This is a genomic window from Desulfovibrio sp., assembly GCF_047607245.1.
GTDB lineage: Bacteria > Desulfobacterota > Desulfovibrionia > Desulfovibrionales > Desulfovibrionaceae > Desulfovibrio.
Genome location: NZ_JASGDK010000083.1, coordinates 1 through 23,362 on the forward strand (window position 1 = coordinate 1; position 23,362 = coordinate 23,362).

At 50.3% G+C, this 23,362-nt stretch carries 23 protein-coding genes, 1 tRNA gene and 1 pseudogene; 5 read left to right on the forward strand and 20 right to left on the reverse strand.

The features are described 5' to 3' along the window. Positions 1-134: 134 nt before the first annotated feature. The 3 genes from cueO to QM579_RS06565 form a co-directional block, all read right to left on the reverse strand. Complete coding sequence (cueO, locus tag QM579_RS06555; protein ID WP_414998374.1) at positions 135-1,871, reverse strand: multicopper oxidase CueO; 1,737 nt, start codon at positions 1,869-1,871, stop codon at positions 135-137. A gap of 380 nt (positions 1,872-2,251) precedes the next feature. Continuing rightward, positions 2,252-2,584, reverse strand: a complete 333-nt coding sequence (locus QM579_RS06560; RefSeq protein WP_414998375.1) for a helix-turn-helix domain-containing protein — start codon at positions 2,582-2,584, stop codon at positions 2,252-2,254. Between the two features lie 24 nt (positions 2,585-2,608). Beyond that, on the reverse strand, positions 2,609-2,887 hold the full coding sequence (locus QM579_RS06565; RefSeq protein WP_414998376.1) for a helix-turn-helix domain-containing protein: 279 nt from the start codon (positions 2,885-2,887) through the stop codon (positions 2,609-2,611). 147 nt (positions 2,888-3,034) lie between these two features. On the opposite strand from QM579_RS06565, the gene QM579_RS06570 reads away from it, so the two are divergent. Continuing rightward, on the forward strand, positions 3,035-3,385 hold the full coding sequence (locus tag QM579_RS06570) for a helix-turn-helix domain-containing protein (RefSeq protein WP_414998377.1): 351 nt from the start codon (positions 3,035-3,037) through the stop codon (positions 3,383-3,385). Between the two features lie 232 nt (positions 3,386-3,617). On the opposite strand, the gene QM579_RS06575 is transcribed toward QM579_RS06570, so the two are convergent. Beyond that, positions 3,618-4,250 (reverse strand): Vat family streptogramin A O-acetyltransferase, encoded by a 633-nt coding sequence (locus QM579_RS06575; RefSeq protein ID WP_414998378.1) that lies wholly within the window; start codon positions 4,248-4,250, stop codon positions 3,618-3,620. Positions 4,251-4,710: 460 nt separating this feature from the next. On the opposite strand from QM579_RS06575, the gene QM579_RS06580 reads away from it, so the two are divergent. Next, positions 4,711-6,009 carry a hypothetical protein gene (locus tag QM579_RS06580; protein WP_414998379.1) on the forward strand — a complete coding sequence of 433 codons (1,299 nt, stop codon included), beginning with the start codon at positions 4,711-4,713 and terminating at the stop codon, positions 6,007-6,009. On the opposite strand, the gene QM579_RS06585 is transcribed toward QM579_RS06580, so the two are convergent. The 15 genes from QM579_RS06585 to QM579_RS06655 form a co-directional block, all read right to left on the reverse strand. Next, positions 5,981-7,033, reverse strand: a complete 1,053-nt coding sequence (locus QM579_RS06585) for a hypothetical protein (protein ID WP_414998380.1) — start codon at positions 7,031-7,033, stop codon at positions 5,981-5,983. The two genes, QM579_RS06580 and QM579_RS06585, sit on opposite strands and share 29 nt — an antisense overlap. Next, complete coding sequence (locus QM579_RS06590; RefSeq protein ID WP_414998381.1) at positions 7,020-7,664, reverse strand: hypothetical protein; 645 nt, start codon at positions 7,662-7,664, stop codon at positions 7,020-7,022. Before QM579_RS06590 ends, QM579_RS06585 begins: the two co-directional genes overlap by 14 nt. Continuing rightward, positions 7,651-9,705, reverse strand: coding sequence for an AAA family ATPase (locus QM579_RS06595; protein ID WP_414998382.1), 2,055 nt, complete (start codon positions 9,703-9,705; stop codon positions 7,651-7,653). Before QM579_RS06595 ends, QM579_RS06590 begins: the two co-directional genes overlap by 14 nt. A 344-nt stretch (positions 9,706-10,049) precedes the next feature. After that, entirely contained in the window at positions 10,050-10,355 is a 306-nt protein-coding gene (locus QM579_RS06600) for a HigA family addiction module antitoxin (protein WP_414998383.1), read from the reverse strand. Positions 10,356-10,409: 54 nt separating this feature from the next. Next, positions 10,410-10,868 carry a type II toxin-antitoxin system RelE/ParE family toxin gene (locus tag QM579_RS06605; protein ID WP_414998384.1) on the reverse strand — a complete coding sequence of 153 codons (459 nt, stop codon included), beginning with the start codon at positions 10,866-10,868 and terminating at the stop codon, positions 10,410-10,412. A 232-nt stretch (positions 10,869-11,100) separates the two neighbouring features. Next, positions 11,101-12,087, reverse strand: coding sequence for a relaxase/mobilization nuclease domain-containing protein (locus QM579_RS06610; protein ID WP_414998385.1), 987 nt, complete (start codon positions 12,085-12,087; stop codon positions 11,101-11,103). Continuing rightward, positions 12,084-12,491 carry a plasmid mobilization protein gene (locus tag QM579_RS06615; protein ID WP_414998386.1) on the reverse strand — a complete coding sequence of 136 codons (408 nt, stop codon included), beginning with the start codon at positions 12,489-12,491 and terminating at the stop codon, positions 12,084-12,086. Before QM579_RS06615 ends, QM579_RS06610 begins: the two co-directional genes overlap by 4 nt. A gap of 196 nt (positions 12,492-12,687) precedes the next feature. Beyond that, entirely contained in the window at positions 12,688-13,557 is an 870-nt protein-coding gene (locus tag QM579_RS06620; protein WP_414998387.1) for an AAA family ATPase, read from the reverse strand. Between the two features lie 56 nt (positions 13,558-13,613). Then, on the reverse strand, positions 13,614-13,844 hold the full coding sequence (locus tag QM579_RS06625; protein WP_183718421.1) for a helix-turn-helix transcriptional regulator: 231 nt from the start codon (positions 13,842-13,844) through the stop codon (positions 13,614-13,616). Positions 13,845-13,996: 152 nt separating this feature from the next. Beyond that, on the reverse strand, positions 13,997-14,647 hold the full coding sequence (locus QM579_RS06630; RefSeq protein ID WP_414998388.1) for a hypothetical protein: 651 nt from the start codon (positions 14,645-14,647) through the stop codon (positions 13,997-13,999). A 124-nt stretch (positions 14,648-14,771) separates the two neighbouring features. Then, entirely contained in the window at positions 14,772-16,145 is a 1,374-nt protein-coding gene (locus tag QM579_RS06635; RefSeq protein WP_414998389.1) for a tyrosine-type recombinase/integrase, read from the reverse strand. A gap of 11 nt (positions 16,146-16,156) precedes the next feature. Beyond that, positions 16,157-16,250 (reverse strand) — tRNA-Ser (locus tag QM579_RS06640). A gap of 85 nt (positions 16,251-16,335) precedes the next feature. Continuing rightward, the gene (locus QM579_RS06645) at positions 16,336-17,154 is read right to left on the reverse strand and encodes a tetratricopeptide repeat protein (protein WP_414998390.1); all 819 of its coding nucleotides are present in this window, start codon (positions 17,152-17,154) and stop codon (positions 16,336-16,338) included. Next, positions 17,148-17,906 carry a nicotinate-nicotinamide nucleotide adenylyltransferase gene (locus tag QM579_RS06650; protein ID WP_414998391.1) on the reverse strand — a complete coding sequence of 253 codons (759 nt, stop codon included), beginning with the start codon at positions 17,904-17,906 and terminating at the stop codon, positions 17,148-17,150. The genes QM579_RS06645 and QM579_RS06650 overlap by 7 nt, the downstream gene beginning before the upstream one ends. Continuing rightward, entirely contained in the window at positions 17,906-19,177 is a 1,272-nt protein-coding gene (locus QM579_RS06655; RefSeq protein ID WP_414998392.1) for a glutamate-5-semialdehyde dehydrogenase, read from the reverse strand. Before QM579_RS06655 ends, QM579_RS06650 begins: the two co-directional genes overlap by 1 nt. 184 nt (positions 19,178-19,361) lie before the next feature. Between QM579_RS06655 and QM579_RS06660 the strand changes: the two genes are divergently transcribed. The 3 genes from QM579_RS06660 (at position 19,362) to QM579_RS06670 (ending at position 22,738) form a co-directional block, all read left to right on the forward strand. Next, a complete protein-coding gene (locus QM579_RS06660; protein WP_414998393.1) occupies positions 19,362-20,132 on the forward strand; it encodes a tetratricopeptide repeat protein in 771 nt (256 codons plus the stop codon). A gap of 131 nt (positions 20,133-20,263) precedes the next feature. Then, positions 20,264-22,120, forward strand: coding sequence for an indolepyruvate ferredoxin oxidoreductase subunit alpha (iorA, locus tag QM579_RS06665; protein ID WP_414998394.1), 1,857 nt, complete (start codon positions 20,264-20,266; stop codon positions 22,118-22,120). 9 nt (positions 22,121-22,129) lie between these two features. Then, complete coding sequence (locus QM579_RS06670) at positions 22,130-22,738, forward strand: indolepyruvate oxidoreductase subunit beta (protein WP_414998395.1); 609 nt, start codon at positions 22,130-22,132, stop codon at positions 22,736-22,738. A gap of 282 nt (positions 22,739-23,020) precedes the next feature. Here the strand turns inward: QM579_RS06670 and QM579_RS06675 are convergent. Beyond that, positions 23,021-23,362, reverse strand: a pseudogene (locus tag QM579_RS06675) (hypothetical protein); the annotation flags it as partial.

Here is a 23,362-nt window from a genome sequence, read left to right on the forward strand (position 1 = left end):
CTAAACTCGCAGATTGCAAAATCTGCACGTGTGAGCCGCATTGCAGCGTATAACACAAGAGGGAGGCTGTCGCCTCCCTCTTGTGTTATACGCTGCAATGCGGCTCACACGTGCAGATTTTGCAATCTGCGAGTTTAGCCGCTCACCGTGAACGCCAGCATCATTCCTGTGTCTTCATGCTCAAGCAAATGACAATGGGCCATGTAGGCGTGCTCCTTGGGGGCCAGGTGGTCAAAGCGCACCAGCACCTCGCTTACCTTGCCCTCAACGCGGACAATATCCTTGAATCCACTGCGGTGCTTTTGCGGTGGCGCTCCATCTTCTGACAAAATGCGGAACTGCGTGCCGTGAATATGGAAGGGGTGCAGCATCATGTCGCCCACGCCAGAGATAACCCAGCGCTCGTACTGGCCCTTTTTGACGTCAAACATTGGCTTGTTCATCATGAAGGCCTGCCCGTTGATGTAGTTGCTACGCCAGATGTCAAACTGGCCGGGGGCCTGCTGTGGCGCGTCCATAGACATTGCGCTGTGGTTCATTCCCTGATTGGGCATGTCGTGGCCCATGCCAGCATTCTGGCCTTGGCCCATGTTGTGCCCCATACCGTGATTCATGTCCTGATTCATGCCTTGAGCCATGTTGTGATCCATTCCCTGTCCTGAGGCAGGCATGTCCATTGATCCGTGCCCCGCATGCGGATCGGGGGCAGCCGTTGCCTCGCCGTGCATGTCCATGCTCATTCCGGCCATCGCTGCATGGCCGTAGCGCTGCATCAACTGCTCCATGCCTCGCTGGTCGAGTATGGGGTTCATAGAGAGTTTCAACGTCCTGACGGGCAGGCCTTCAAGTTTGGGCAGAGGAGGCAGGGCGGCAAGCTGATCTGGCAGCACCGTATGCCCCTTGTTTTCAGTAGGTTGTATGCGCAGCACGGGCAGGGGGCGGTCAAACGGCGGCAGGGTCATGCCCATTTGCTTGACTGGCAGGGTTACGAGGTCAAAGGCTTTGCCGTCGCGCAGATCAACAAGCACTTCAAAGCGTTCGCCCATAAGAATAGGAAGTTCCGCCAGTTTTATTGGCTCTGTGAGAAACCCGCCGTCGCTGGCAATGACGTACAAGGGTCGGCCATCGCTGGCGGCCAGCCGCATAGACCGGGCGTTGCTGCCATTGAGCAGCCGTAAGCGCAGCCATCCGCGCGGGGCAGCGTGTTGCGGGTATGGGCTGCCGTTGGTGAGCATAAGGTCGCCAAACCAGCCCACGGCAGCGCTGATGTCGTCCATTGTGTAGTCGATCTGCCCGGCTGCGTTCAGGCGCTTGTCCTGAAGAATAACGGGAATATCGTCCACTCCCCAGTTTTTTGGCAGGGGCAGGCGCTGGCTTTCGTCGTCGCTGATGAGTATCAGTCCCGCGAGGCCCATAGCCACCTGACGGCCCGTTTTGGCGTGCGGATGCGGATGAAGCCAGCAGGTTGCCGCTGGCTGGTCGATAACAAGTTCCGGCTTCCATATTCCGCCGGGGGCAATGGACGACTGCGGCCCGCCATCGACTATGCCGGGGATTTTGAGGCCATGCCAATGCACCACCGTGTTTTCGTTCAGGGCGTTTTCCACTTCCATCTGCACTTTTTGTCCGCGCTGGAGAGATAGCGCCGGGCCAAGCAACGGGCCGTTATAGCCCCAGGTGGTTGTGGGATGATGGCCCCACAGGCTTTGGCCGTGCTGTATTTTCAGGTGAATGCGTCCATTGGCGTCTGGACGCAGCAGGGGCGGAATGGGCAGTGCGGGCTGGGCGGCGGCAAAGGCACTGTGCCCGAAGGGCAGCATGCTGCTGACGCCCAATATGCTGAGGAGTTTGATAAGATCGCGGCGCGTCATGATCTGCCTCCTGGCTGGAATATGAATTCGGGGATTACCGGGGAAAGGAGAGCCTCTTTATAGTGAAAATTTAAAATGCCTGCCTGTCGCATTGTGGCGATGCGGCAATGTTTGTGAACATGCTAGCATCAAGGAGCTGACAATGCCACATGGGGATATGGTGTGCTGGTGAGGGGGCGGGCAAGGTAAAAGCTGACAGCTATCTACAAATATACTGGAGGAATGGCCGCGCGTTGGCATCGGAGCCTTGCACAAGCTTTTGGTGGTAAACCTTGGCTTAAACGCAACGAATTATCTGATTTTACGGTGAGAGTTGAGGGAGGGCATGAGGCTTACGTTGCTTGACGAAGCAAAATTGAATGCTTGTTGCTGGCTCAATATCAAATTTGTATTTTATTTGTTAAGCGCTGCTTTGTTTTTTGTGGCCGCCCAATCTTTTTCACGGGTAAATTCTCAAGCACTGAATCCGGCAATTTGCCCGTACGCATGGCATGTTCAAGCTCACCAACCAAAACCATTGGCGAGATTTCCATTGCATTTGCCATATGGAAAAGTGTGGAGATCTTGGCCTCGTGGTGACCATTTTCCACGCCTTGAATGAATCGGCGGCCAACACCTGCTGCATCAGCCAGTTGATATTGGGTCAGGCCTTTGCGAAGGCGTGCGGACCTGATAATAGCCCCAAGGCTTTGACATAAAGAATCTTGTTCCATTGTTTCATTATACTCAAGAAATTATTACTTATTTTTGTTCACATGTATCTTTTTGCCGAGTTCTTTTGCAGCATCTTCCAGCATGGCGTTGGCCAGTTCACCGGGGCTTACTTGCAGGGCATCCGCAATCTGAACCAGCCTATCAAGGTTGGGAACGCTTCGCCCACCTTCAAGCGCAGAAATGAATCCTTTGCTGACCCCAATACTGTCAGCAAGTTCTTGTTGAGATAATCCTGCGTTGTCTCTGTAGCGCCTCAATACGTCAGGCATAAAGCGACGAGTAATTTTTTCATCATTTTCCATATTGCCATTTTAGCTCTAGATTTTTTTCTATCGAGTAGCTATAAATACTCGATAGAAAGCTATAGCTACTCGCATGCTTGAAAATTGGGCCAGATCATAGATGCGAGGTTGGAGTGAACAATTTTCCTCTTGGCTGGCAGGATGAAGATGCAAAAAATCAATGACGTGACATTCAATGAAATTATGATGCGGATTCACAGTGTTACAAATACAAAAATACAAGTAGAACTGGCAAAGTTTCTAGGTATTCGCCAATCGTCTATTTCCGACGCCAAAAAAAGACGAGCTATTCCCGCGGAATGGCTCATCAAGCTATTAAAACATAAAAGTACCAATCCTGACTGGATATTGTTGGGCGTAGAACCGATATTCCTTGGCCCGGCCATAGGGGAACCAACTGCGCAAATTATTTATCGGACGGAAATAAAGCCTCCCAAAGAATGTTCCGCTCAAGAGTTGATTACTGAGCTTGTGAGCCGTGCTCTGATTGATCTGTAGGAGGGGTTTGTGCCGAGTTCCCATTTGTTCTGGTTTTTTTAATATGGGCTGTGTGGTCCTAACGGCACGGCAGCCCAAATAACCTAGTGAGCTATATTTTTTTCTAGCAGCGACTTGGCACTAACTCCGCGCCCAGTCCAAATGATATAAAGGGCGGCACGGTTTATACGAGGGGCACCTCACGGGAAAGTGTAGCACTGCATAATCCGGGCGGCCTTGGGTGGCAGGGTGGCTAACAGCATTCGCATAATTGCTTGACGGTACCAGAAGCAATGATGGGTAAATTCTTGGTGATTTTTTTGATAGGCCAATCCCACCATGCCAACTGTTCAAGCCGCAATATATCCTGCTCGGAATAGCGGCTTTTAATCATTTCGGCAGGATTGCCGCCAACAATCGAGTAGGCATCAACATCACGCGTCACAACAGAGCGCGAAGCGATTATGGCTCCATTGCCAATATGGACTCCGGGCATAATCACAACATCATATCCAATCCAAACGTCATTGCCGATAATTGTGTCACCTTTGTATGGCAATTCTGAGCTTTGCGGTGTTACACTCTCCCATCCACCCCCAAAGATGTAGAAAGGATAAGTGGAAAGACCGGACATTTTATGATTGGCTCCGTTCATTATGAATTTTGCTCTGCGCCCTATCGAACAAAATTTACCTATTATTAATTTATCTCCAATAAATGGAAAATGATAGAGAACATTTTTTTCAAACCCCTCAGAGTCCTCTGGATCATCGTAATATGTGTAATCTCCAATAAGTATATTTTGACTTTTTACAGTATTTTTTATAAAGCAAACTTGAGGAAATCCTTTCATTGGATGCTTCGTATCTGGTTCAGGTCCGTACATACTTGCCTCGCTTGATTGTTATTTGTCTTAGATAGTGTCGTTAAATTATTTCCGTCCGTAATAAAATACATCTGATTTGTACCACTATGGTTGAAATGAATGCCGACAGGGCCAAGCACACCAAAAAACAGGACATAAAAAAGAGCTGGTTACGAAAGTGACCAGCTCTTTTTTATTTTCTTATGGCGGAGAGGGTGGGATTCGAAATAACGACTAACTCCTTAATATGCAATAATTTTTATAACATAAAAATATTCATATCCGGTTGAATGTCCCAAAAGCTTCGTGCGTGAAATTATTTAATTGCCACGAAAGATTAGCCTAGGTGATTGTAATACGTTTTCGAGAAACGTAACAGCAGCAACAGTAAAAAAGCATACAAACGCAAAATTGACTTCTACCTAGATAAAAAGTATTATTAAAGATTAATAAGTATTAATTTTGATATTCTGGAGTCAACATGCAAAACACCTCGCCGCTAAATGCCTACTCCAAATGGCTTCTGGGCTGGTCTACAGATGCACCGACTACGTATCAAAATTGCGGAGAGTTAGCGTTCCAGCGGTGGTTTAAATTTAAAGAAGCATTTTCTCCAGTGTTAGTCAGTGCGATCATCGACATGTTCCCTACTCCTCCAAAACATATTCTCGATTGCTTTGCTGGCTCTGGAACTACCGGCATTGTCTCTCAATTTCTACAAATCCCAAGTACCCTTGTTGAAGTTAACCCTTTCATTGCAGACATTATTGCAACAAAAGTTGAAAATTATACAGATGTAGAATTTCATGTGGAATACAAGTTTTTTGAGAAGAGTTATATGACGACAGATGTTAATCTATCCGAGCTGAAAAAGCGCCTACCTCCCACATTTGTTGAACCTGGTGTTAACGGACGCTGGCTATTTAACCAAAATGTTGCGTTAGAGCTTGAAAAAATACGCCTCGCGATAGAAACGATCAAAAGCCGCAAGGTGGCGCGTTTTTTTAAAATTGCACTTGCCAGTTGCCTCATCAACATAAGTAATGCATCCATTGACGGAAAGGGACGCCGCTATCGTAAGAACTGGGAAACAAGAATATTTTCTTCAGAAGAAGTTTTCGAGAGTTTTAGTCATGCATTACGAGATATGGTACGAGATGTCTGCTGCCATGATACATTACATAAAACACCATGCACCGTGATGAATTGTGATGCGCGAGAAGCCATTGCCACTATTCAGTCGCCCATTGACCTCGCAATCTTTTCACCACCATATCCGAATTCATTCGATTATACAGACATATATAATATTGAACTTTGGTTCCTAGGTTATTTTTCTTGCGCTAAGGATAGCCCAAAGCTAAGGCTGAAGACATTGCGCTCGCATGTCCAAGTCAAATGGGAAGCTCCAAAGCTTGATATTAAAGGAGGATGCCTAGAGGCAACCGTCTCTGCACTTGAAAAGCAAAGGCCTTATTTATGGAATAAAAATATACCAGAGATGGTCGCAGCATACTTTGAAGACTTATCTGTCATATTTAAGCATATAAAGGAAAAACTCACTGCTAATGGGAAAATTGCGATAGTCATTGGAGACTCTTCCTACGGCGGCATTTGTATTGATACCGCAACAATTCTCGAAGAGATCGCGTGCACCCTGGACTTAAAACTTGAACTACGAAAAAGCGAACGCGTAATGCGGTCTTCAATACAAAATAGAAATTCTAAACACCCTCTTAACGAATGGTTGCTTATTTTTCGTAAAATTGCTTGCGTCTAAATTTGTCTAGTGAGTTATATACAGTATACATAACAAAACCAACCCCATGCTGTTCACAGAATGTTTCGATTTCTTCAGTACAACAAGTAGCTAGGTCTCCATCCTTGCGCATATCAAATGTGCAAAGGCCATAAAAACCGACAGAGGCATCATGTGCATACTGTTTTGCCTGTGCTCCTCCACCCTGGAGACAGCTTTTCCAGTGGGTTAAACCATAGCTTGTTTCCCCATTGTAACTGTAAGATCGAAGTACTTTTAACTCAAGAAGCCCATTAGTCTGAACTGCTGAAGTTTTTGCCATAAACAGCAAATCAATTCTTCCGCTTGCAACGTTTGGCTCAGGAAGAATTTCATGACTTTTTCGATATTCCCCCCGAAGCCTAATAAGAAGATAAAACTGAAGTTTTTTCTCCGCATCTTTAACAGGCCAATGTGTTTTCTTCTTTGCCCATATCTCTCTATAAAGATCTTCAGAATTGAGATGTTCAGTTGCAAACGTGTCAAGCGACTCTTTAATCGCAAGCCAATCGACTTGCGTATCTCGAGTTGCTAGCGAAAAGATAAATGCCCCAGAATTATCTTTACTGACACCATTTTTATAACAAATGAATTTATCGAGTTGCTGCCCCAACAGCACTGCAGAAATATCTTTAAGATATGGGGAACCCATAACCTGTGCACAGAGCTCAACGTATGAGGATCTTGGTGCAGAAATTCTCCAACCAGTTCCCGCAGTATTTTGACTTACGATGTAAATACCCGATTCGATCATAGGCTCAAGAGCAATCGAAAGAATTGGTTCCGATATTTCAAATTTTTTTGCTAACACGTTTGGGGTGTCAGAAAAAAATAGGAAAATTCTTCTAGGGGGGTGAAGAGAATTCCATCTGGCAAAGGCGTCAAACCAATCACTATCCCAAGGGACAGGGTCGTCGTCGGCTTGGCGAATTTCCCCTTTATCAATCGTATGCTGTAGCTGCATTTGATTGATTCCACCGAGATGTGATAAATTACGTTCTAGCATATGCTCCCCCACTTAAGTATTCTGTATAAAGATTAACAGGTACATGTGATGGGGGTTGGCGCATCATCCGTGAAGCAAGGCATTGAGAAATATAATCTATAGAATATTCAGTAGCATTAAAGTCTTCCCACACACCAAAGTCAATAACATCACGCAATTGGTATTTGTTGGTTGCATAGTTTGCATCAAGCAGTAAGAGGTTGCCTTCAAGACCAGAGGCTGGATTCCTGCCGTATGCCAACGCTATGCTAAAAATTGCCTCTTTGATCTTTTCTAAGATAGAGATTTCTGCAACGGCCACATTTATAAGATTAATCCCTTGCTCAGTGATCCCATATTTAACAAATCTTTCTTGCCTATTTGAGTCAAACTTCAAATCGTGGACTGAGCATAGACACATTCCAACAAGCCTATCAATATCCCAAGTTAAATCAGCATATAACGGGCCAGAAGCTTCTTTGACAACTGTCGATATAAGAGGTTGAACCCGATATGTGCTAGAAATCGTATTAACAAGGTAAAGAACAGAGTTGAAAGATCTGAATTCTACAGGACACATGCCGGCACGTTCTAGCCCTCCAAGAACAGTAAGCAACCAGAAACGCCTAAATAGCACATCAGTCTGCTCCATCTGCTTTCTCCACTTCTAAATGGACAACGTCATCATAGCTTCTTACGTACTCTGATTTATATTTGAGCAATGCCGTGTTTTGATATGCAATATCAAGCAAATTAAGAACTTTGCTAGATGCATCATTTATTTCAGGCAGGCGCTCTCCAGACTCTCCAATATAACCAAGAAGCGCTTTAACCATATTCGTTCCATTCAAGTTTGACGTTGCAACGAGAATATGATTTGGTTCTGATGTTTTTACAAAATTATTTAATGTATAACCGGCTTTTGGTATAAATATAGCATCAAGGTTTGCCTCTGGAGTTTCTATCAGTAGAGAGGCTTGCTTTCCCTTCATGACGGTTGATATAAAAGCCATTCTAAAAGCCAATTCAATAAATTCTTTTTGTGACTCAGACACAGAATCTTCAGTATCTCTCCGCACAGCTCCAGTTGCAAAGACACCAGACGTCATACTAATTTTAAACTCTGGGAAGTCGATTGGCATCCCTTGGCCCTGTCCAATATTTCTAGATGCCAAAATAAAACTAAGATAGCAGTCTTCAGCCAAAAATGAAGAAACTATTTCTCCGAACTTACTAGATAAATCATCCTTAAAAAAAGAAATTGAAGAAATTAATTGCTCAACAATTTCATTCAGCTTTTTAAGAGCAATTTCTTTATTTGCCCATTCTTCTCTTATTTCAGCATCATCACTTTCCAATTGTAAAGCTAGTTTAGTTATTTCAGTTAGATGACCATCTGAAAGTGGGACTTCATTAGCCTGCAATTCCGTTAGGTAATTTTTATATTTTGCTTCGAGTTCAATGTATTCTATCTTTAATTGTGAATACACCGCTTGAGATTTTTCCACTTCTTCGTACAGTGTTTTTATTGAGTTAGATATTTCACCTCTACGACTTTCCAAGATTGAAAGATCAATTTTATCGCTACGCTCGATAATACCTCCACCCACATTTTCTTGGCTTAAGCGTTCAGTATGACACAAAGGGCAGCAGTATGTCTTAGTCAGTTTATCTATAACCAGTGCTAGAGTATTTTTATCGTGGCTCCCACAAACTAAACATCCTTGTCCAGATTCAATCCCAGCGATCACATATTTACCGTAGTCTGTGAGAGAAGGGAAAAAAGCACTCAGTTCCGCTTCTCTTGTGCTACGTATTTTTTGAGATGTTAGCTCAAGGTCATTTTTTCTCTGCTCAAGATCATTTCGATATTTGCGCCTTTCTGCATCTTGGTTCGCAATATTTAATTTTAAACTGTTAAGCTTTTCTCTCATATCAAAAACTTTTATTCTTAACAAAGCAACATCTTCAGGAGAAGCTTTTTCTGCAGCTGCCACGAGCCCATCATATTTCTTTCTACGCTTATTAGCCTGTGTTATTTTATTTCTAGCCTGACTGTCACTGGAAAGTGCTTTGTTCAAGTTATCTTTATATTCAGCCTGTAATTCATCAGCAACAAAAAGGATTCTTAAGATTTCAGTTTGCGCCCATTGATCCCATACAACAGACCTTCGGTTCTCTAAATAAAAAACGATATAATGCACTATCAGTATAAAATCATAATAATCATCAATATTAGCTGTTTTTTTTATTTCATCTTGGTAAATTTCTTCTATATTATCACTTGTGTAATTTGACAGATCGTAGGTTGTTGAGCCAACTTTTAATAATTTAATATCCAGATTATGCAGAGACCTCACAACCTCAAAATGTTCCCTATTGATAAAAAAACTAAGAATAACAGTTGCGTTGACAGCGTGATCTAAAACTCTTCGAGCAAAGATGTCGCGTGCCGTTTTAACCACTTTTCTCTTCCCGCCACCAATTTCTGCGTCTTCTTTAATGTCAAATGGGCCCAAAAGAGTCCGCTGTATAATTTTCAATAATGTAGTTTTGCCAAGTCCATTAATTCCTAAAATGACATTGGAACCTGGTGTGAATGAAAACTCTAATCCAGAAGCATTCATGCCAGGATAAAGCCCGTATTGGTCTATCTTGATTTTATCCAACACTGGCAAATTAATCGGACGCATAGTCACTCCTCAAATTCGGATATGGACTCACACCATATTTTCACCCTGAAAAGGTCCTGCTCGCCTGCCACAAAATACGGCTATTTTTTCTCAAAAAAGAAGTTCAACCATCTGAACAAATTCTTCTTAGTTCTAGTATGCCGCAAGAAAATATGGATGACAATATACGTTGCGAGTAGAAACTATAGTGTAAAACAATTTTTCCTAACGGAGCACTTATGCAATTTTTTCCAAAGGCGTTGGCTGGCCGTCTGTGTAGCGGGGCTTATTCAATATGGGCTCCAAAAAGATACTAGCAAAAATGAGCGGGAACTTTAAGCCACCCTCTGATTTTAAACAACAGTTTACAACACAGCACTTGCCCGCTGTAACGCGCTGTAAGGTACTATTCGTTCCATATCCGTGCGTTTCTGGGCGTCCATCGAATCCGCCTCATACTGTGCCTGCAAATTGACCCACAGATTAAGGTCAGTCTCAAAAAACTTTGCAAGCCGCAGAGCAGTGTCTACTGAAATGCCCCGCTTTTCATTAATAATCTCATGTACCCGCGAAGCGGGAATCCGCAGCTCCAGAGCAAGGGTGGAGGCTGTAAGACCAAGAGGGGCCATATATTCTTCGCGCAATATTTCGCCAGGGTGAATAGCAATCATAAAATATCTCCTAATCATGTGTGGTGTTAACTGATTCTGCCAGCAGTTTTGCCGCTAGTGATAATCCACCACTTCCACATCATATGCGTTTCCATCTTCCCATCGAAAGCAGATACGCCATTGCATGTTGATGGCTATGCTGAATTGGCCCTCCCGATCTCCCTTCAACTTTTCCAGCCTGTTACCTGAGGGGATGCGCAGTGAATTGAGTTGGCCTGTCGCATGTAAAATGCGCAGCATGCGCAATCCCTTTCGCTGGGCAGTATTCAGTGGCGGAAAATTGCCAGAGGTAAATAATTCTTCCGTCTCTTCATTTTTGAAGCTCATAATCATTTGAAGCGTATCCTCATGAATGCCTCCAGCAAGCAGACTGAACACTTTTAACAGTATTCGTTGCGCGAATACGTTTTGCATATTCGCTACACATAAATGCGACTGATTCTGCTCATTGTCAATATTGATTGGCAAGGAAAGAAAGTGATTCCTTCTTTCCTTGCCATTGTTCTTACTCAACAATATCAGCTATTACCTTTTGAGCCAGCCAATGAGGGAATATAAAAACACAAAAAAAACTGCCGTGCATCCAGAAGTTACACTTGCCAGCCACCACGAATCGCCCCGCAATTCTTTGCCGTAAGCATCCATTACTGCACGCGATTTATCAAAATATTCCTTTGATGCAATTGCCGCAGCCTCACACTTTGTCATGCATTGCTCCATACGCGCCCGGTGCTGATTCAACACCTCAACGGGATAATCCCTTACTTGGTGAGCTGCGGCTCCGATCTCCCGTGCGGCCTGAGAGGTACTTCTCTGCAATTCTCGTAAAAGCTGAATCAGCTCTTGCGAATTCTTGATTCGTGCTTCCTCCTGCAAGCTCAGAACCATCAAGCTTGCTTCTATCCGTGTCTGATCTATTTCGCGCGGCGGGGTTGGCTGTATCGCCGCTTCCGATGCCCTGCTCATGTGCTTCAATTCGTCTATTTTGCTCATGGAGTAATCCTCTAAGTTGCAATGCGCCCCAAGTGTACCCTTTGCCGAGCTTGCTCCCTTTGAACGTCACATCACCAAGCGCAAAGCTGATCCCCGAAACAAATTCGGTCGAGGCTTTGTTTAAGCGCACGGTCACGCCTTGAGAGGCCAACTGCTGACAAAACGCATCCAACGCAATTTTTTGCGTAAGGGCCGCATCAATTATTTTTTGTAGGTTCATGCGGGTGGAGACCTCTCCGGTGCGGAGAGCATGCTCGATTTCACCTTTCGTGAGTGCTGCTCGCAACGTCTCTCGGCTTGAGCGCACTTGCCGAAGAGAAAACCTTTGCTCCAGTTCCCGCATGATCTTTTCTTGCCGCCTGTAGTCGTGTGCATCACTCACCACTTTCCCATCCAGCGCAATTCTGTTCACCAGAATATGAATGTGTGCATGTGCTGCGTCTGTATGTCGGCTAATGACATATTGATTATTTACAAAGCCCATGCCTTGAAGCCACGAATGAGCAGCCTCGCACCATTGCTCATCTGAAAGGGATTCTTCAGGATGCAAGCTGAAGCTCACATGACAAACGGCCTTAGACAGATTCGGCCTTAAAGCACGAATAGCTCCAAACTCCGCAGCAAGTGCGCGTGGTGTCCGTCCTGCCATATTGGTTTCAAGCAGCAGGCTTTTGTGGGGCTGCAAATCATAGGCGGCCGCCCCACGAAAGCCCTTGCCCTTGATACATTTGGCTATCAAGGCGCTTCTTCCGCAACTGGCGGCATGCTGTCAGTGACACCCATCAGGGAAGCTTGTAAGCACATGATCGCCCGAAGTAGCTCCCGTAGGAGTCCGAAGGGAACAGCCGTTCGGCCCGCATTGGCAGCCTTGGCGATCTGGTTGAGATTCACGCCCAACCGCGCAAGTTCGCCGTAGGTCTTGCGGTTAAGCTCTGGCACAGGTGGAAGCGGCATGCGCCTGCTCAAAGCTGCTGTGCGCAACCACTGCGCAGGGCTCATGCCCATATGCCGTGCACGAAGCTGAAGCGCCTCCCACTCAGCCGAATTGACGCGCACCCCGATTGTCATGTGGCGCACCTTTAAGGGGTCGCCCTTTGGGCGTCCACTTTTTCGAGGGGCGTGTTTGCGCGATTCAGCAAGCATAGGCGCGCTCCTTTTGCAGTGAAGCGGCAATGTACTTCGACGCCTCGCAGAGCAAGCCGTTTGAGCGAAGCGAAAAACATGGCTTGCTTCAAACCTGCTGGCGCTTGTGGGGTGATGCGGTTGATTGCTGTCCCGCTGTCCCTGCTCCAGAGAGTGGGACAGTGGGACAGTGTGCGGGCAAGGTTTGCAAGGCGTGTCATTGCTCACCCTCCAAGCGCTTTTTGAGCCGATGCAGAACAGATTTGCTGACACCCATTTCATCAGCGCAATCTCTGAGGCTGAGGCCTTCTCCGAGAAGGCGCTTGAGTTCTTCAGCCTGAACATTCACCAGATCGCTTACATCCCAAAGAAGTCGATTGTCCTCACTGCGCAGATGCACTTCAAAGGGCAGAGCTTCTTCACCAACAATGCCCCGTGCTTTGGTCAGATGCACTTCAAATCGCGCCCCTTCTGCCACGTTGTATATTTTGGGGCGTCTAAGGCTGATTACCGTGTCCATAATGTCTTCACGGGCAGACGTGCCGCGCTGATCCCCGGATTTCCCTGCATGATGCACCAACAAAACAGCCATGCCACGCCTTCGCAAATCCAGCAGCCATGTTTGTATGGGCGTCCAAGATTGAGACTCGTTTTCTTTACCTGTGCGGCAAAGAGTGGCGAGGTTATCCAGAACGAGCATGTTTACTCCAGAGAGAAAAGGTTCAAGAGCTTGCTGCCCGTAGGTGGTTGCAAGATCAGGCATTGACCGGGGCTGCATGTCAGGGGTGATGATGGAAAGGTTTTGCAGGGCGCGAGGAGGGGCCGCCATGCCCAACGAAAGGGCGGCAAGGCGTTCTTGCATGGAAATGGCAGGCATTTCACCGTCCACATAAAGAACGCTTCTGGCTTGTGGGGCATGCCAGTTGAATATGGACAGCCCACCTGCAACCGCGAGGGCAATGCCTAACGCCGCAAACGTTTTGCCAATGCCGCGCGGTGCGAACAGGATTGCAATGCCTTGGGTTGGGATTACGGGGCGCAACAAAAAGTCGCGCTCAGGAAGAGTGATAGCGAGGAAGTCTTCCATATTTATCGCCCGTAGGGGTGGAAGATTGTTTGATTGGTTATGAGGCAGTGAAAGATTCATGCCGCATCTCCCCCTTCCACGTTGCTGATTAGCGCCCGAATATCCTCAACACGCCAAACAGTTGTGCGCGGCCCCAATTTGAGTGGGGCAGGGTAGCGTCCGTTTTTGACGCCTTCCCACCAGCTTGTTTTGCCAATGGGCAGCACTTGGAGAATTTGCGACAAACGAACAAAACCCTCATCAGGTAGGTAGTGTCGTTGTCTATACAAAAAAGCGACCTTTGCCATAACGGCTCCTACGGTTTACGGGCCGCTATAAAATGAAAACGGCCCATGTTGGAGAACATGGGCCTATTTGGGCGTGTCCCACTAGTCGGACAGTCAAGGAAAACTATTGGACAAAAGTAAAAATAATTTGGGACAAATTGAGTGGGACAAATTTATGTAACCTTCCGCAATCGATAGCCTTGCTTCCTTTGACTACCAAATTTAATCGTCTTTTTGCGCTTAGCGGGCAGCAATTCGCCAAGTTCTTGATTTGATAAAAAGTCTGGGAAAAAGATATCAACGGCTCTGGCGAGTTCTTTTTTAGAAGTAACCCCCTGTTCTCGCTTCTTTTGGATAAAAGCACGTACTGGATCCAAATCTTTTTCTTCCTTGCGTGAATCTTTGGGCCTTGTTCGATTGTTGCTCCAAAGATTATCATTCTTGACTTGCCATTCAGACTTCTTCTCTTTTCCACAATATATCAGCGGGTCATAATTAGTACCATAAATTGCATTAAGTACGTTGTCAGGCTTAAATTCTTTATAATACCTAGTATGAGATGTAAGGCATATTGCATAAGCAAGTTGCGCCGCCAATCTATTAATATTCCTAACTGTGCATAAATGAAATTCTTGAGTAATTAAATCGCTAGCTGGCGCATAGGTATATTCTTTTTTCTTTTTTTCAATTTTTTCAATCTGTTCACGTTTAAATGCAAAGGCATTAAACGACTTAGTTGCAAAATCATAAGAAAGGTTTGATGTTGGGAAACTCATTATTATATTTTCCACTTCACCTTCGTTAGAGCGGTATGACTCCGTCACAACGTACATACTTAATTGCTTCTTAAACAGCTCAAGACATATTTTTAAATAGCATTCGAAAGGCCATCTCAACATGAGATCAGAAAGGTATATCAGCTCGTTATCTGGAAACGGAATATGGTATTTAGTGCGTCGAAACATGGTTTCCTCTCAGTACATCTAAATAATCAGCCCACGCTTGCATCATCTGCCGCCGTTCCGGTAAAAACTCCGCATGGTTATATGCCGCTCGAATTTTATTGCGCTCTCCGTGGGCAAGCTGGCGTTCTATGGCATCCCTGTTCCAGCCAAGTTCGTTGAGCAGGGTTGAAGCCATAGCCCTAAAGCCATGCCCACATATCTCTTCCTTGGCGTATCCAATCCGGCGCAACGCCACGTTAATGGTATTGTCGGACATAGGACGGGATGCCGTTCTCACTGAAGGGAAAAGAAAGTTCCCGTCTCCTGTGAGGGGTTGCAGCTCTTTGAGGATGTCCAAGGCTTGAGTTGAAAGCGGTACAATGTGGAGAGAGCGCATTTTTGTTTTATGCGCTGGAATGCGCCATTCCGCGGCCTCTAAATTAAACTCGCTCCATTCAGCATTGCGCAGTTCACCAGGGCGCACAAAAACCAAAGGGGCCAGTCTTAGGGCGCAATACACAATTGCTGAGGCTGAACAGCTATCTATGGCCTGCATGAGCCTGCCAACTTCTTGTGGATCAGTGATGGTCGGGCGGTGCTGCTTTTTGGGGGTTGCGCAGGCTCCTATGAGATCTGCGGCGATATCACGTTCTGCCTTGCCTGTGGCAATGGCATATCGAAAAATCATGGAGCAGAGGCCGCGCACTCGGCGCGTGACCTCAAGAGCGCCTCTGGCCTCAACGCGGCGAAGGCATCCTAAAAGCTCCGGTGCGGATATTTCCCCAATTGGCTTTTGGCCGATGTAAGGGAAAATATTCATCTCCAGACGTCGCAAGCTCAGCTCGGCATGGCCTTCTGTCCATTTATTAGCGTTTTTCTGCGCCCATTCACGCGCTACGGATTCAAAGAATTTATCTGGAGCTACGGCGGCTTTCTGCTCGCGCACCTGCGCCACTGGGTCGATACCGTCTTTAATCATGCGCCGCTTTTCATCGCGGCGTGAACGGGCTTCAGCCAGAGATATGAGGGGATATTCACCGATGGAGAGGCGATTTTCTTTGGAGTCTATCCAGTAACGGAGACGCCAATACTTTTTGCCAGAAGGCTTTATTTCCAGATAAAGCCCGTCGGCATCTTTGAGGGTATAAATTTTCTCGCGGGGTTTGGCTTTTTTGATAGCCATATCGCTTAGAGCCATAAGCGTTTCCTCCTTTTGACCGGACATGATTTGGACATTGGAAACGCCAAAATAAAAAATGTCCGGTGCGGTGTCCGGTTTACGCTCGGCTATGAGCGATTTTGACCGGACATCGTCGGACAAAGTAAAACTCCGAATTCGGCTGCTGTCAATGCTTAGCGGACGAATTCGGAGTTCCATGAATCATCATATGGCGGAGAGGGTGGGATTCGAACCCACGTGCCCCGGTTAAGGGACAACTCGATTTCGAGTCGAGCGCGTTACGGCCAGCTTCGCTACCTCTCCGCAGGTCAGGGGCGTTGAGCCCATAACCGAAGGCTGTCTATAGCGTATCTTTTTTTGAATGGCAATGCCAAAGCGTTACAGTGGGCTATCTGCGCTCCAGCGCGCCCATCACTTCCAGAGCATCCGTCTGCTCCGGGTCATCGTGCAGTGCGCGCAAGGCCATATCCTCCGCCAGTTGGCGCTTGTGCCAGATAAGATACAGCTGCGCCATCTTGCCGTAGGTGGAGGCGTGCCCGCCAAAGGTTCGCAGCACGGCCTTGTATACGCTCTCGGCCTTTTCGTATTCGTGCAGTTCCATCCAGGCGGCTACCGCGCCAGTATAGGCGGCGGGGTCACGCGGCTGCTTGGCAATGGCCTCTTCATACGTTTCGGCGGCTTCCTGATGCAGTGCAGCGGCGGCAAAAATTTGGGCTACCTGAACGCGAATGCCTTCTTCCTGACTAAATTCTTCGATCACGCGCTTCAAAAAGGCGCGGCCCTTGGCCGTTTGCCCCTCGCGAATAAACTGCAGGCCCGTATCAATGAGGTGCTTTTTCCTTTCAATACGAGCCTGAACTTCGGCTTTTACACTGTGCTCGGCTTCTTTTTGCAGAATCTTGGCAAGACCGTCCAGCACAGTGGCCAAAGCCGCTTCCTTGCCCTGTTGAAAAGGGATGTTTTTGGGGTTGCCCGTGTGCCCCGGGTCCAGCAGTGGCTGCATGCTTGAGTGGTGAATGAGAGAAGACAAGAATTCACTGATCTGGATGTCCAGTTCTGCCCGTGCGGAGCGCAGCATTTTGACCTCGGCCATGCGGCGCAGAGCCTCGCTCATGACCTGAAGCGAACGCTCCACCTCATCCCTGCGCATGTAGCCTACGGCGCGGGCCACATTTTCGCGTATGTCCTTGGGGGCAGTTGTCAGCATATGGCCTCCGTCTGTCGCCAGTGTGCCTGCACAGTTGCTTCGCTCTGCTTCAGTATGTCAAAGGCTGCCCGGGGCAGCAGAAAATCTACCCTCCGGCCTGCTAGCCACTGGCTACGCAGGCGCGATGCGCTTACGTCCAGCCAGGGCAGAGGCAGAAAATGCGCCAACCCGCCGCCGGGCAGGGCCATGCATGGGCCGACGCCGATAACGGGCTCGCGCTCGCAAGCATCGGGCCACAGCCGTTGCGCCGTGGCAACCACATCCCTGCCTGTCTGTCCGTCACGCGGCACCACAACAAAGTGGCACAGGCCCGGCAGCTCCAGTCCCCTGTGCCACGTGGGCAGCAGGGCAAAGTCGGGACTGCCCAGTATAAAGTAAAGCTCAGTCTGCGGCTCGGCCTCGTGGTAGGCCAGCAGCGTGTCCCACGTGTAGGACGGCCCCTGGCGGTGCCCCTCAAGTCTGTTGCAGCGCAGGAAGGGCAGATCAGCAATGCTGGCTTCAACCATGCTGGCGCGCAGATCAAAGGGCAGCATGCCCGTCATGGTTTTGTGCGGCGGCACGGCACAGGGCACCATATCCACGCCGCTCACCAGAGGGGCCAGAGCTTCGGCGGCTTCAATGGCCAGACGCAAATGCCCCACATGCGGGGGATTAAAGCTGCCGCCCAGAATGGCCCGGCCTGTGCCTGACCCTGCTGTCTGGCCGGGAACCTGCCCGCCTGTCGCCTTTTGTGCGCCGAAGTTTTTTGTCACTACTGCCGTACCTGCCCTTGCCCCAGTACTACAAACTTGGTGGTGGTCAGTTCTTCCACACCCATAGCCCCGTAGGCATGCAGTTTGGAAGTGGAGATGCCGATTTCCGCCCCCAGGCCAAGCTGCCCGCCGTCGTTAAAGCGGCTGGACGCATTGACCGCTACCATCGAGGCGTCGGCCTCGCGCAGAAAGCGCATGGCTTTGGCGTGGTCGTTGGTGCAGATGATTTCTGTATGGTTAGAGCCGTAGCGGGCGATGTGGTCCAGAGCTTCGTCCATATCTGCAACCACGCGCACGGCGAGGGTGAGGTTGTGGAATTCCTGCCCAAGATCCTCGGGCGTTTGAGGCACAACGCTTCCCGCAGGGGCTTTGCCCATAAGCGGCAGGGCGGTCGCATCGGCACGAAATTCCACACCCGCAGCGCCAAGCTTTTCCGCCACCATAGGCAGAAAGCGCGCGGCCACATCCTTGTGAACCAGCAGGCACTCCAGCGCATTGCACACGCCGGGGCGCTGCACCTTGCCGTTGAAAACGATGTCCAGAGCCTTGTCTAGGTCGGCGTCCGGTTCGATATAGGCGTGGCATACTCCCTTGAAATGCTTGAGCACGGGCATGGTGGCGGCTTCGGTAACGGCACGCACAAGGCCTTCGCCCCCACGGGGAATGATGACATCTATGTACTGGTCAAGCTTGCACAGCGCGTTGACGGCCTCATGGCCCGGCACGGTCACAAGCTGTGCGGCTTCTGCGGGCAGGCCAGCCTGAACCATAGCGTCCTGAAGCGCCTGCGCCAGGGCGGTGTTGGAATGCAGGGCTTCGCTGCCGCCACGCAGGATAACGGCGTTGCCAGCTTTGATACACAAAATGGCCGCGTCAATGGTGACATTGGGGCGGGCTTCGTAAATCATAGCAATGACGCCAAGTGGAATGCGCATCTTGCCCACGAGCAGGCCGTTGGGGCGCTGCCACTGTTTTTCAGTGGCGCCCACCGGATCGGGCAGATTGGCAACATGAGCGCAGGCAGTGCGCATTTCTTCCATAATAGCGGGGGTGAGCGTGAGGCGGTCAAGGCGGGCAGAATCTTGCCCGGCAGCCCTTGCGGCTTCAATGTCGCGGGCATTGGCGGCCAGAATATCTGACTCGCGTTCGCGCAAAAGTTCGGCCAGTCCCAGAAGCGCCCGGTTTTTGGCTTCGGGCGTAGCCCTGGTCATGGCACGCGCCGCGTTTTTTGCCTGCGCGCCAAGGCGCGTCATTTTTTCAGCTGGCGTCATGCAAGCTCCTTGTGGCAGCGGCCACGGGCGCGCATTTGCGGCCTTGGCCAAGGGATATTTGTTTTGACAGAAGGGCTGTTTGTGGCCTATGAAGAAAACTTCCGTCCTGAGTCCGTCCTGACGTGCGCGCTCTGCATGCACGACGGAAACGGCGGCGATTTCGCCCCTAAGGAGTTTTTGATACATGAATCCGCAAAAGAATCAAGGCGCGGAAGACGCGCCCCTGTTGCGTGACCTGCAACTGGAAGTTAGTCAGGAGAGTGCGCCTCTTCTGCAGTTCATGCTGCGTCACGCCGGGCTTATTGCCGGTGTGCTGGTACTTTTTCTGCTGGTGCTCGTAGGCACGGGTATCTATAACTGGCACGGCGATTCTCGGGCAGAAGAAGCCCGCGACGCTCTGGCGCGCACCATTATACAAAACCAGGGTGCAGATCAGGTCAAGGCTCTTTCTCAACTGGCAGAGGGCGCGCCCTCGTCCACGCGTTTTGCTGCCTACATGGCTCTGGCTAACAGCGCCCTGCAAAACGGCGATTATGCCACAGCGGCTCAGGCCTATGGCAAGGCCGCCAAAAGCACTGACGGCGCTTTCGGCCTGTCTGCCGCTCTTGGCGAAGCCGGAGCACTACTCAAGGCCGGAAAAAGCACCGAAGCTCTGACCCTGTTGCAGGGATTGCAAAATTCCTTGCCTGGCGCTGCCAACGCACCGCAGTTGCGGCAGATGATGGCTGAAGCCGCCATTGCCGCAGGGCAGAATGAACTGGCCGCCCGCACCTATCTGGCCCTGGCTCGCGAAACCGGGGGCGTCAACAGCAGCTATCTGCGTGCCCGCGCCGCCGAGCTTGATCCCAAGCTGGCCGCTGCGGAGGCCGCGCCCAAGGCTTCGGCCACGAGCGCCACACCAGATGAGGACAAGGGCGGTCAAAAGGCCGCGCAGCCCGAGCAGACAAAGCCGTAACGATTTCAGACAACAACCCGCAGCATGCTCCGCACTGCGGGTTGTTGCGTAATAAGGGTGCGCCACCGGGCGCACCTTGCATTCAGTAGCAGTAGCGGCCCGCGTGCCACGCGCCGGGGCCGGGAGGAAGCATGAGCAACAATCCCCTGTTGCACGGCGCTCACGGTGAGCGTCATTTGTTGTTGGGCAACGAGGCCATCGTGCGCGGCGCTCTTGAAGCGGGCGTGCATGTGGTAACCTGTTATCCGGGTACGCCTTCATCCGAAGTGCCGGATACCTTTCATCGCATTGGCGGCGAAGGGCGTTATCGGCTGGAGTATTCCGTCAACGAAAAGGTCGCTATGGAAGTGGCCGCAGGCGCAGCTCTTGGCGGCGCAATGAGCCTTGTGACCATGAAGCACGTAGGCCTCAACGTGGCCGCCGACCCGCTGTTTACAGCCGTGTACACGGGCCTGCCCGGCGGTCTGGTGGTGCTTTCTGCCGACGACCCCGGCTGCCACTCCAGCCAGAACGAGCAGGACAACCGCTATTACGCGCGTTTTGCCATGCTGCCCTGTTTTGAGCCTGCCTCGGCTCAGGAAGCCAAGGATATGACCCGCGAAGCTTTCAGTCTGGCCCGCCAGCTTGAACAGCCCGTGCTGCTGCGCACCACTACGCGTATCAGCCATATGCGCGGCCCAGTTGACTTTGCCGACCTGCCCGCAGCCCAGCCCAAGGTGGAATTTCGGCGCGAGCCTTCGCGCTTTGTGCCCGTGCCCGCCGTGGCCCGCAGACGCCACGTTGTGCTGGACGAAATTGTGGCCCGCGCCCGCCAGATGGCGGAGCAGAGCCCCTTCAACACAGTTACCGAACCCGCTGCCCCCACTGACCTGGGCATCATAGCCAGCGGTGTTTCACGCAACTATCTGGCCGACGCGCTTTCCGCCAATGACTGGGCCGACCGCGTGCGCGTGCTGGAACTGGGCATGACCTGGCCGCTGCCGGAAGAAAAAATCAGCAGTTTCCTGAATCAGTGCAAGCGCGTGCTGGTGCTGGAAGAAGGTGAAGACCTGCTGGAGCTGGATATTCGCGCCCTGGTGCAGAAGCGCGGCCTGCCTGTGGTCATCGACGGCAAGAACGACATTCTTACGCATCAGGGTGAGTATTCCACCACTCTGGTTACGCGCCGCCTGGCTCAATGGCTTGAAGTTTCCTGTAGCGTAAAGGAACCGCGCTGTGCGGAACCTGATCTGCCGGGCCGTCCGCCCAACCTTTGCCCCGGCTGTTCACACAGGGCCGTGTACTATACAGTACGTCAGGTTTTCGGCGACGACGCCTACTATTCCAGCGACATCGGCTGCTATACTCTGGGGCTTCTGCCGCCTCTGCGCACTGCGGATTTTCTGGTCTGCATGGGCTCGTCCATCTCTGCGGGCAGCGGTTTTGCCCGCGCCTCGGAAAAACCTGTTATCGCTTTTATCGGCGATTCCACCTTCTTTCATTCTGGCATGACGGGGCTGGCCAATGCGGTCTTCAACCAGCATAACGTGCTCATGGTCATTCTGGACAACGGCACCACGGCCATGACGGGCCATCAGCCCAACCCCGGTATGGTGCAGGACATGCTCGGCGGCATGAGCAGCCACATGGATATTGAAACCATCGTGCGCGGCATGGGCGTAACCGACGTTGCCAAGGTGCGGGCCTTCAACATCAGGGCTCTGACCAAGACTCTTGAAGAAATGAAGGACAAACCCGGCGTGCGCGTGCTGATCACTGAAGAGCCCTGCGTGCTGTATGCCCGCCGCCAGCTCAAAAAGACCTCGCCTCAGGTGGCGGAGGTAGCGCAACAGGGTGCGGAAGCCCTGCGTTGCCTCGAACAGCTTGCCTGCCCCGCCTTTTACCGCGATGGCGACAACCTGGCCGTGGACGCGACCCTTTGCACGGGCTGTATGGTATGTTTGCAGGTGGCCCCCGGGGCCTTCAAGGCGCGCAAGCGTCAGGGATAGGTGAGAACAATGACTATGCAGAACAACCAGAAGCGCATGCGCGTTTATTTTACTGGGGTGGGTGGTCAGGGCACCCTGACGGCCACGACCCTGCTTGCACGCACGGCCCTTGAAGCCGGGCTGGATGTCGTAGCGGGCGAGGTGCACGGCATGGCCCAGCGAGGCGGCGTGGTGGAATCCGTTATGCTGCTTGGCGGTTGGCGTTCACCCAAGCTTGATCTGGGCGAAGCCGATGTCATGCTTGGCTTTGAACCTCTGGAAACCCTGCGCGGCCTGCCTTATCTGAAAAAGGGCGGCGCGGTCTTTTCCAGCAGTGATCCTATGCCTCCTGTAAGCGTGTCGCTGGGCAAGGCCGAATATCCTGCCATGAGCAGAATCAAGGCCAGCGTGTGCGAAGTGGCGGGGCTGTGCCAGTTCATTCCCTGCCGTGAGCTTGGAATACAGGCTGGCTCTGTGCAGAGCGGCAATACCGTGTTGTTGAGCGCTGTTTGCGCCTCGGGCGTACTGCCCTTTGGCGTGGATGCACTTGAAGTTGCCATTAAAAAATTCTTGCCAACCAAGCTTCAGGAAGTGAACCTGCGCGCTCTGGAACTCGGCAAGACTGCCCTCAAGGGCTGATAGCGACAGCACATCTGATCACAAATGCTAAAGGCGGCCCGGCTTTGAAAGCCGGGCCGCCTTTTTTTGTATATTGGGCGTGATGGAAAAAGGTTTTGGCTGGTGACAGCGCTGATAGATTTCGAAATGGTGTGCTGCCCGAAAGACGTCGTTTCTGGAACCCAATCCAGATCAAAAAATACGCTGTGCTTACAATAAAGATTTTAGGTGATGAGGGCTTGTGCGCGGTCCCCTTTGCAAAAGGGGCCCCTCACAGACAAGGCACTTCAACGTGCCATCGCTCTAAACAGAAGTTTCCTGGCCGTCACCCTCAGGGGCAGTAACCCTGAGGATCTCTTCCAGTTGTTCCTTTTGTCTGGCGGCCTTGAGCTGTCCGCAGGCGGCCTTGATGTCCTGCCCCTTGCTCTTGCGCAGAATGGCCGTAACGCCCCTGTCCCAAAGATATTTTTCAAAGGCCAGCACACGCTCGTGGCTGGGGGCGGCATAGGGTGAACCTTCAGCGGGATTATACACAATGAGGTTCAGCTTGCCCTTGACCGAAGTGACAAGGGGAACCAGTTCCCTTGCGTGCTCCAGGCCGTCATTGACGCCGCCAAGCAGCAGGTATTCAAAGGTGATGCGTTC

Coding starts and splice junctions, on each gene's coding strand:
- cueO (WP_414998374.1), bottom strand. CDS start 1,871: ATGACGCGCCGCGATCTTATCAAACTCCTCAGCATATTGGGCGTCAGC.
- QM579_RS06560 (WP_414998375.1), bottom strand. CDS start 2,584: ATGGAACAAGATTCTTTATGTCAAAGCCTTGGGGCTATTATCAGGTCC.
- QM579_RS06565 (WP_414998376.1), bottom strand. CDS start 2,887: ATGGAAAATGATGAAAAAATTACTCGTCGCTTTATGCCTGACGTATTG.
- QM579_RS06570 (WP_414998377.1), top strand. CDS start 3,035: ATGCAAAAAATCAATGACGTGACATTCAATGAAATTATGATGCGGATT.
- QM579_RS06575 (WP_414998378.1), bottom strand. CDS start 4,250: ATGTACGGACCTGAACCAGATACGAAGCATCCAATGAAAGGATTTCCT.
- QM579_RS06580 (WP_414998379.1), top strand. CDS start 4,711: ATGCAAAACACCTCGCCGCTAAATGCCTACTCCAAATGGCTTCTGGGC.
- QM579_RS06585 (WP_414998380.1), bottom strand. CDS start 7,033: ATGCTAGAACGTAATTTATCACATCTCGGTGGAATCAATCAAATGCAG.
- QM579_RS06590 (WP_414998381.1), bottom strand. CDS start 7,664: ATGGAGCAGACTGATGTGCTATTTAGGCGTTTCTGGTTGCTTACTGTT.
- QM579_RS06595 (WP_414998382.1), bottom strand. CDS start 9,705: ATGCGTCCGATTAATTTGCCAGTGTTGGATAAAATCAAGATAGACCAA.
- QM579_RS06600 (WP_414998383.1), bottom strand. CDS start 10,355: ATGATTGCTATTCACCCTGGCGAAATATTGCGCGAAGAATATATGGCC.
- QM579_RS06615 (WP_414998386.1), bottom strand. CDS start 12,491: ATGCTTGCTGAATCGCGCAAACACGCCCCTCGAAAAAGTGGACGCCCA.
- QM579_RS06620 (WP_414998387.1), bottom strand. CDS start 13,557: ATGGAAGACTTCCTCGCTATCACTCTTCCTGAGCGCGACTTTTTGTTG.
- QM579_RS06625 (WP_183718421.1), bottom strand. CDS start 13,844: ATGGCAAAGGTCGCTTTTTTGTATAGACAACGACACTACCTACCTGAT.
- QM579_RS06635 (WP_414998389.1), bottom strand. CDS start 16,145: ATGGAACTCCGAATTCGTCCGCTAAGCATTGACAGCAGCCGAATTCGG.
- QM579_RS06645 (WP_414998390.1), bottom strand. CDS start 17,154: ATGCTGACAACTGCCCCCAAGGACATACGCGAAAATGTGGCCCGCGCC.
- QM579_RS06655 (WP_414998392.1), bottom strand. CDS start 19,177: ATGACGCCAGCTGAAAAAATGACGCGCCTTGGCGCGCAGGCAAAAAAC.
- QM579_RS06660 (WP_414998393.1), top strand. CDS start 19,362: ATGAATCCGCAAAAGAATCAAGGCGCGGAAGACGCGCCCCTGTTGCGT.
- iorA (WP_414998394.1), top strand. CDS start 20,264: ATGAGCAACAATCCCCTGTTGCACGGCGCTCACGGTGAGCGTCATTTG.
- QM579_RS06670 (WP_414998395.1), top strand. CDS start 22,130: ATGACTATGCAGAACAACCAGAAGCGCATGCGCGTTTATTTTACTGGG.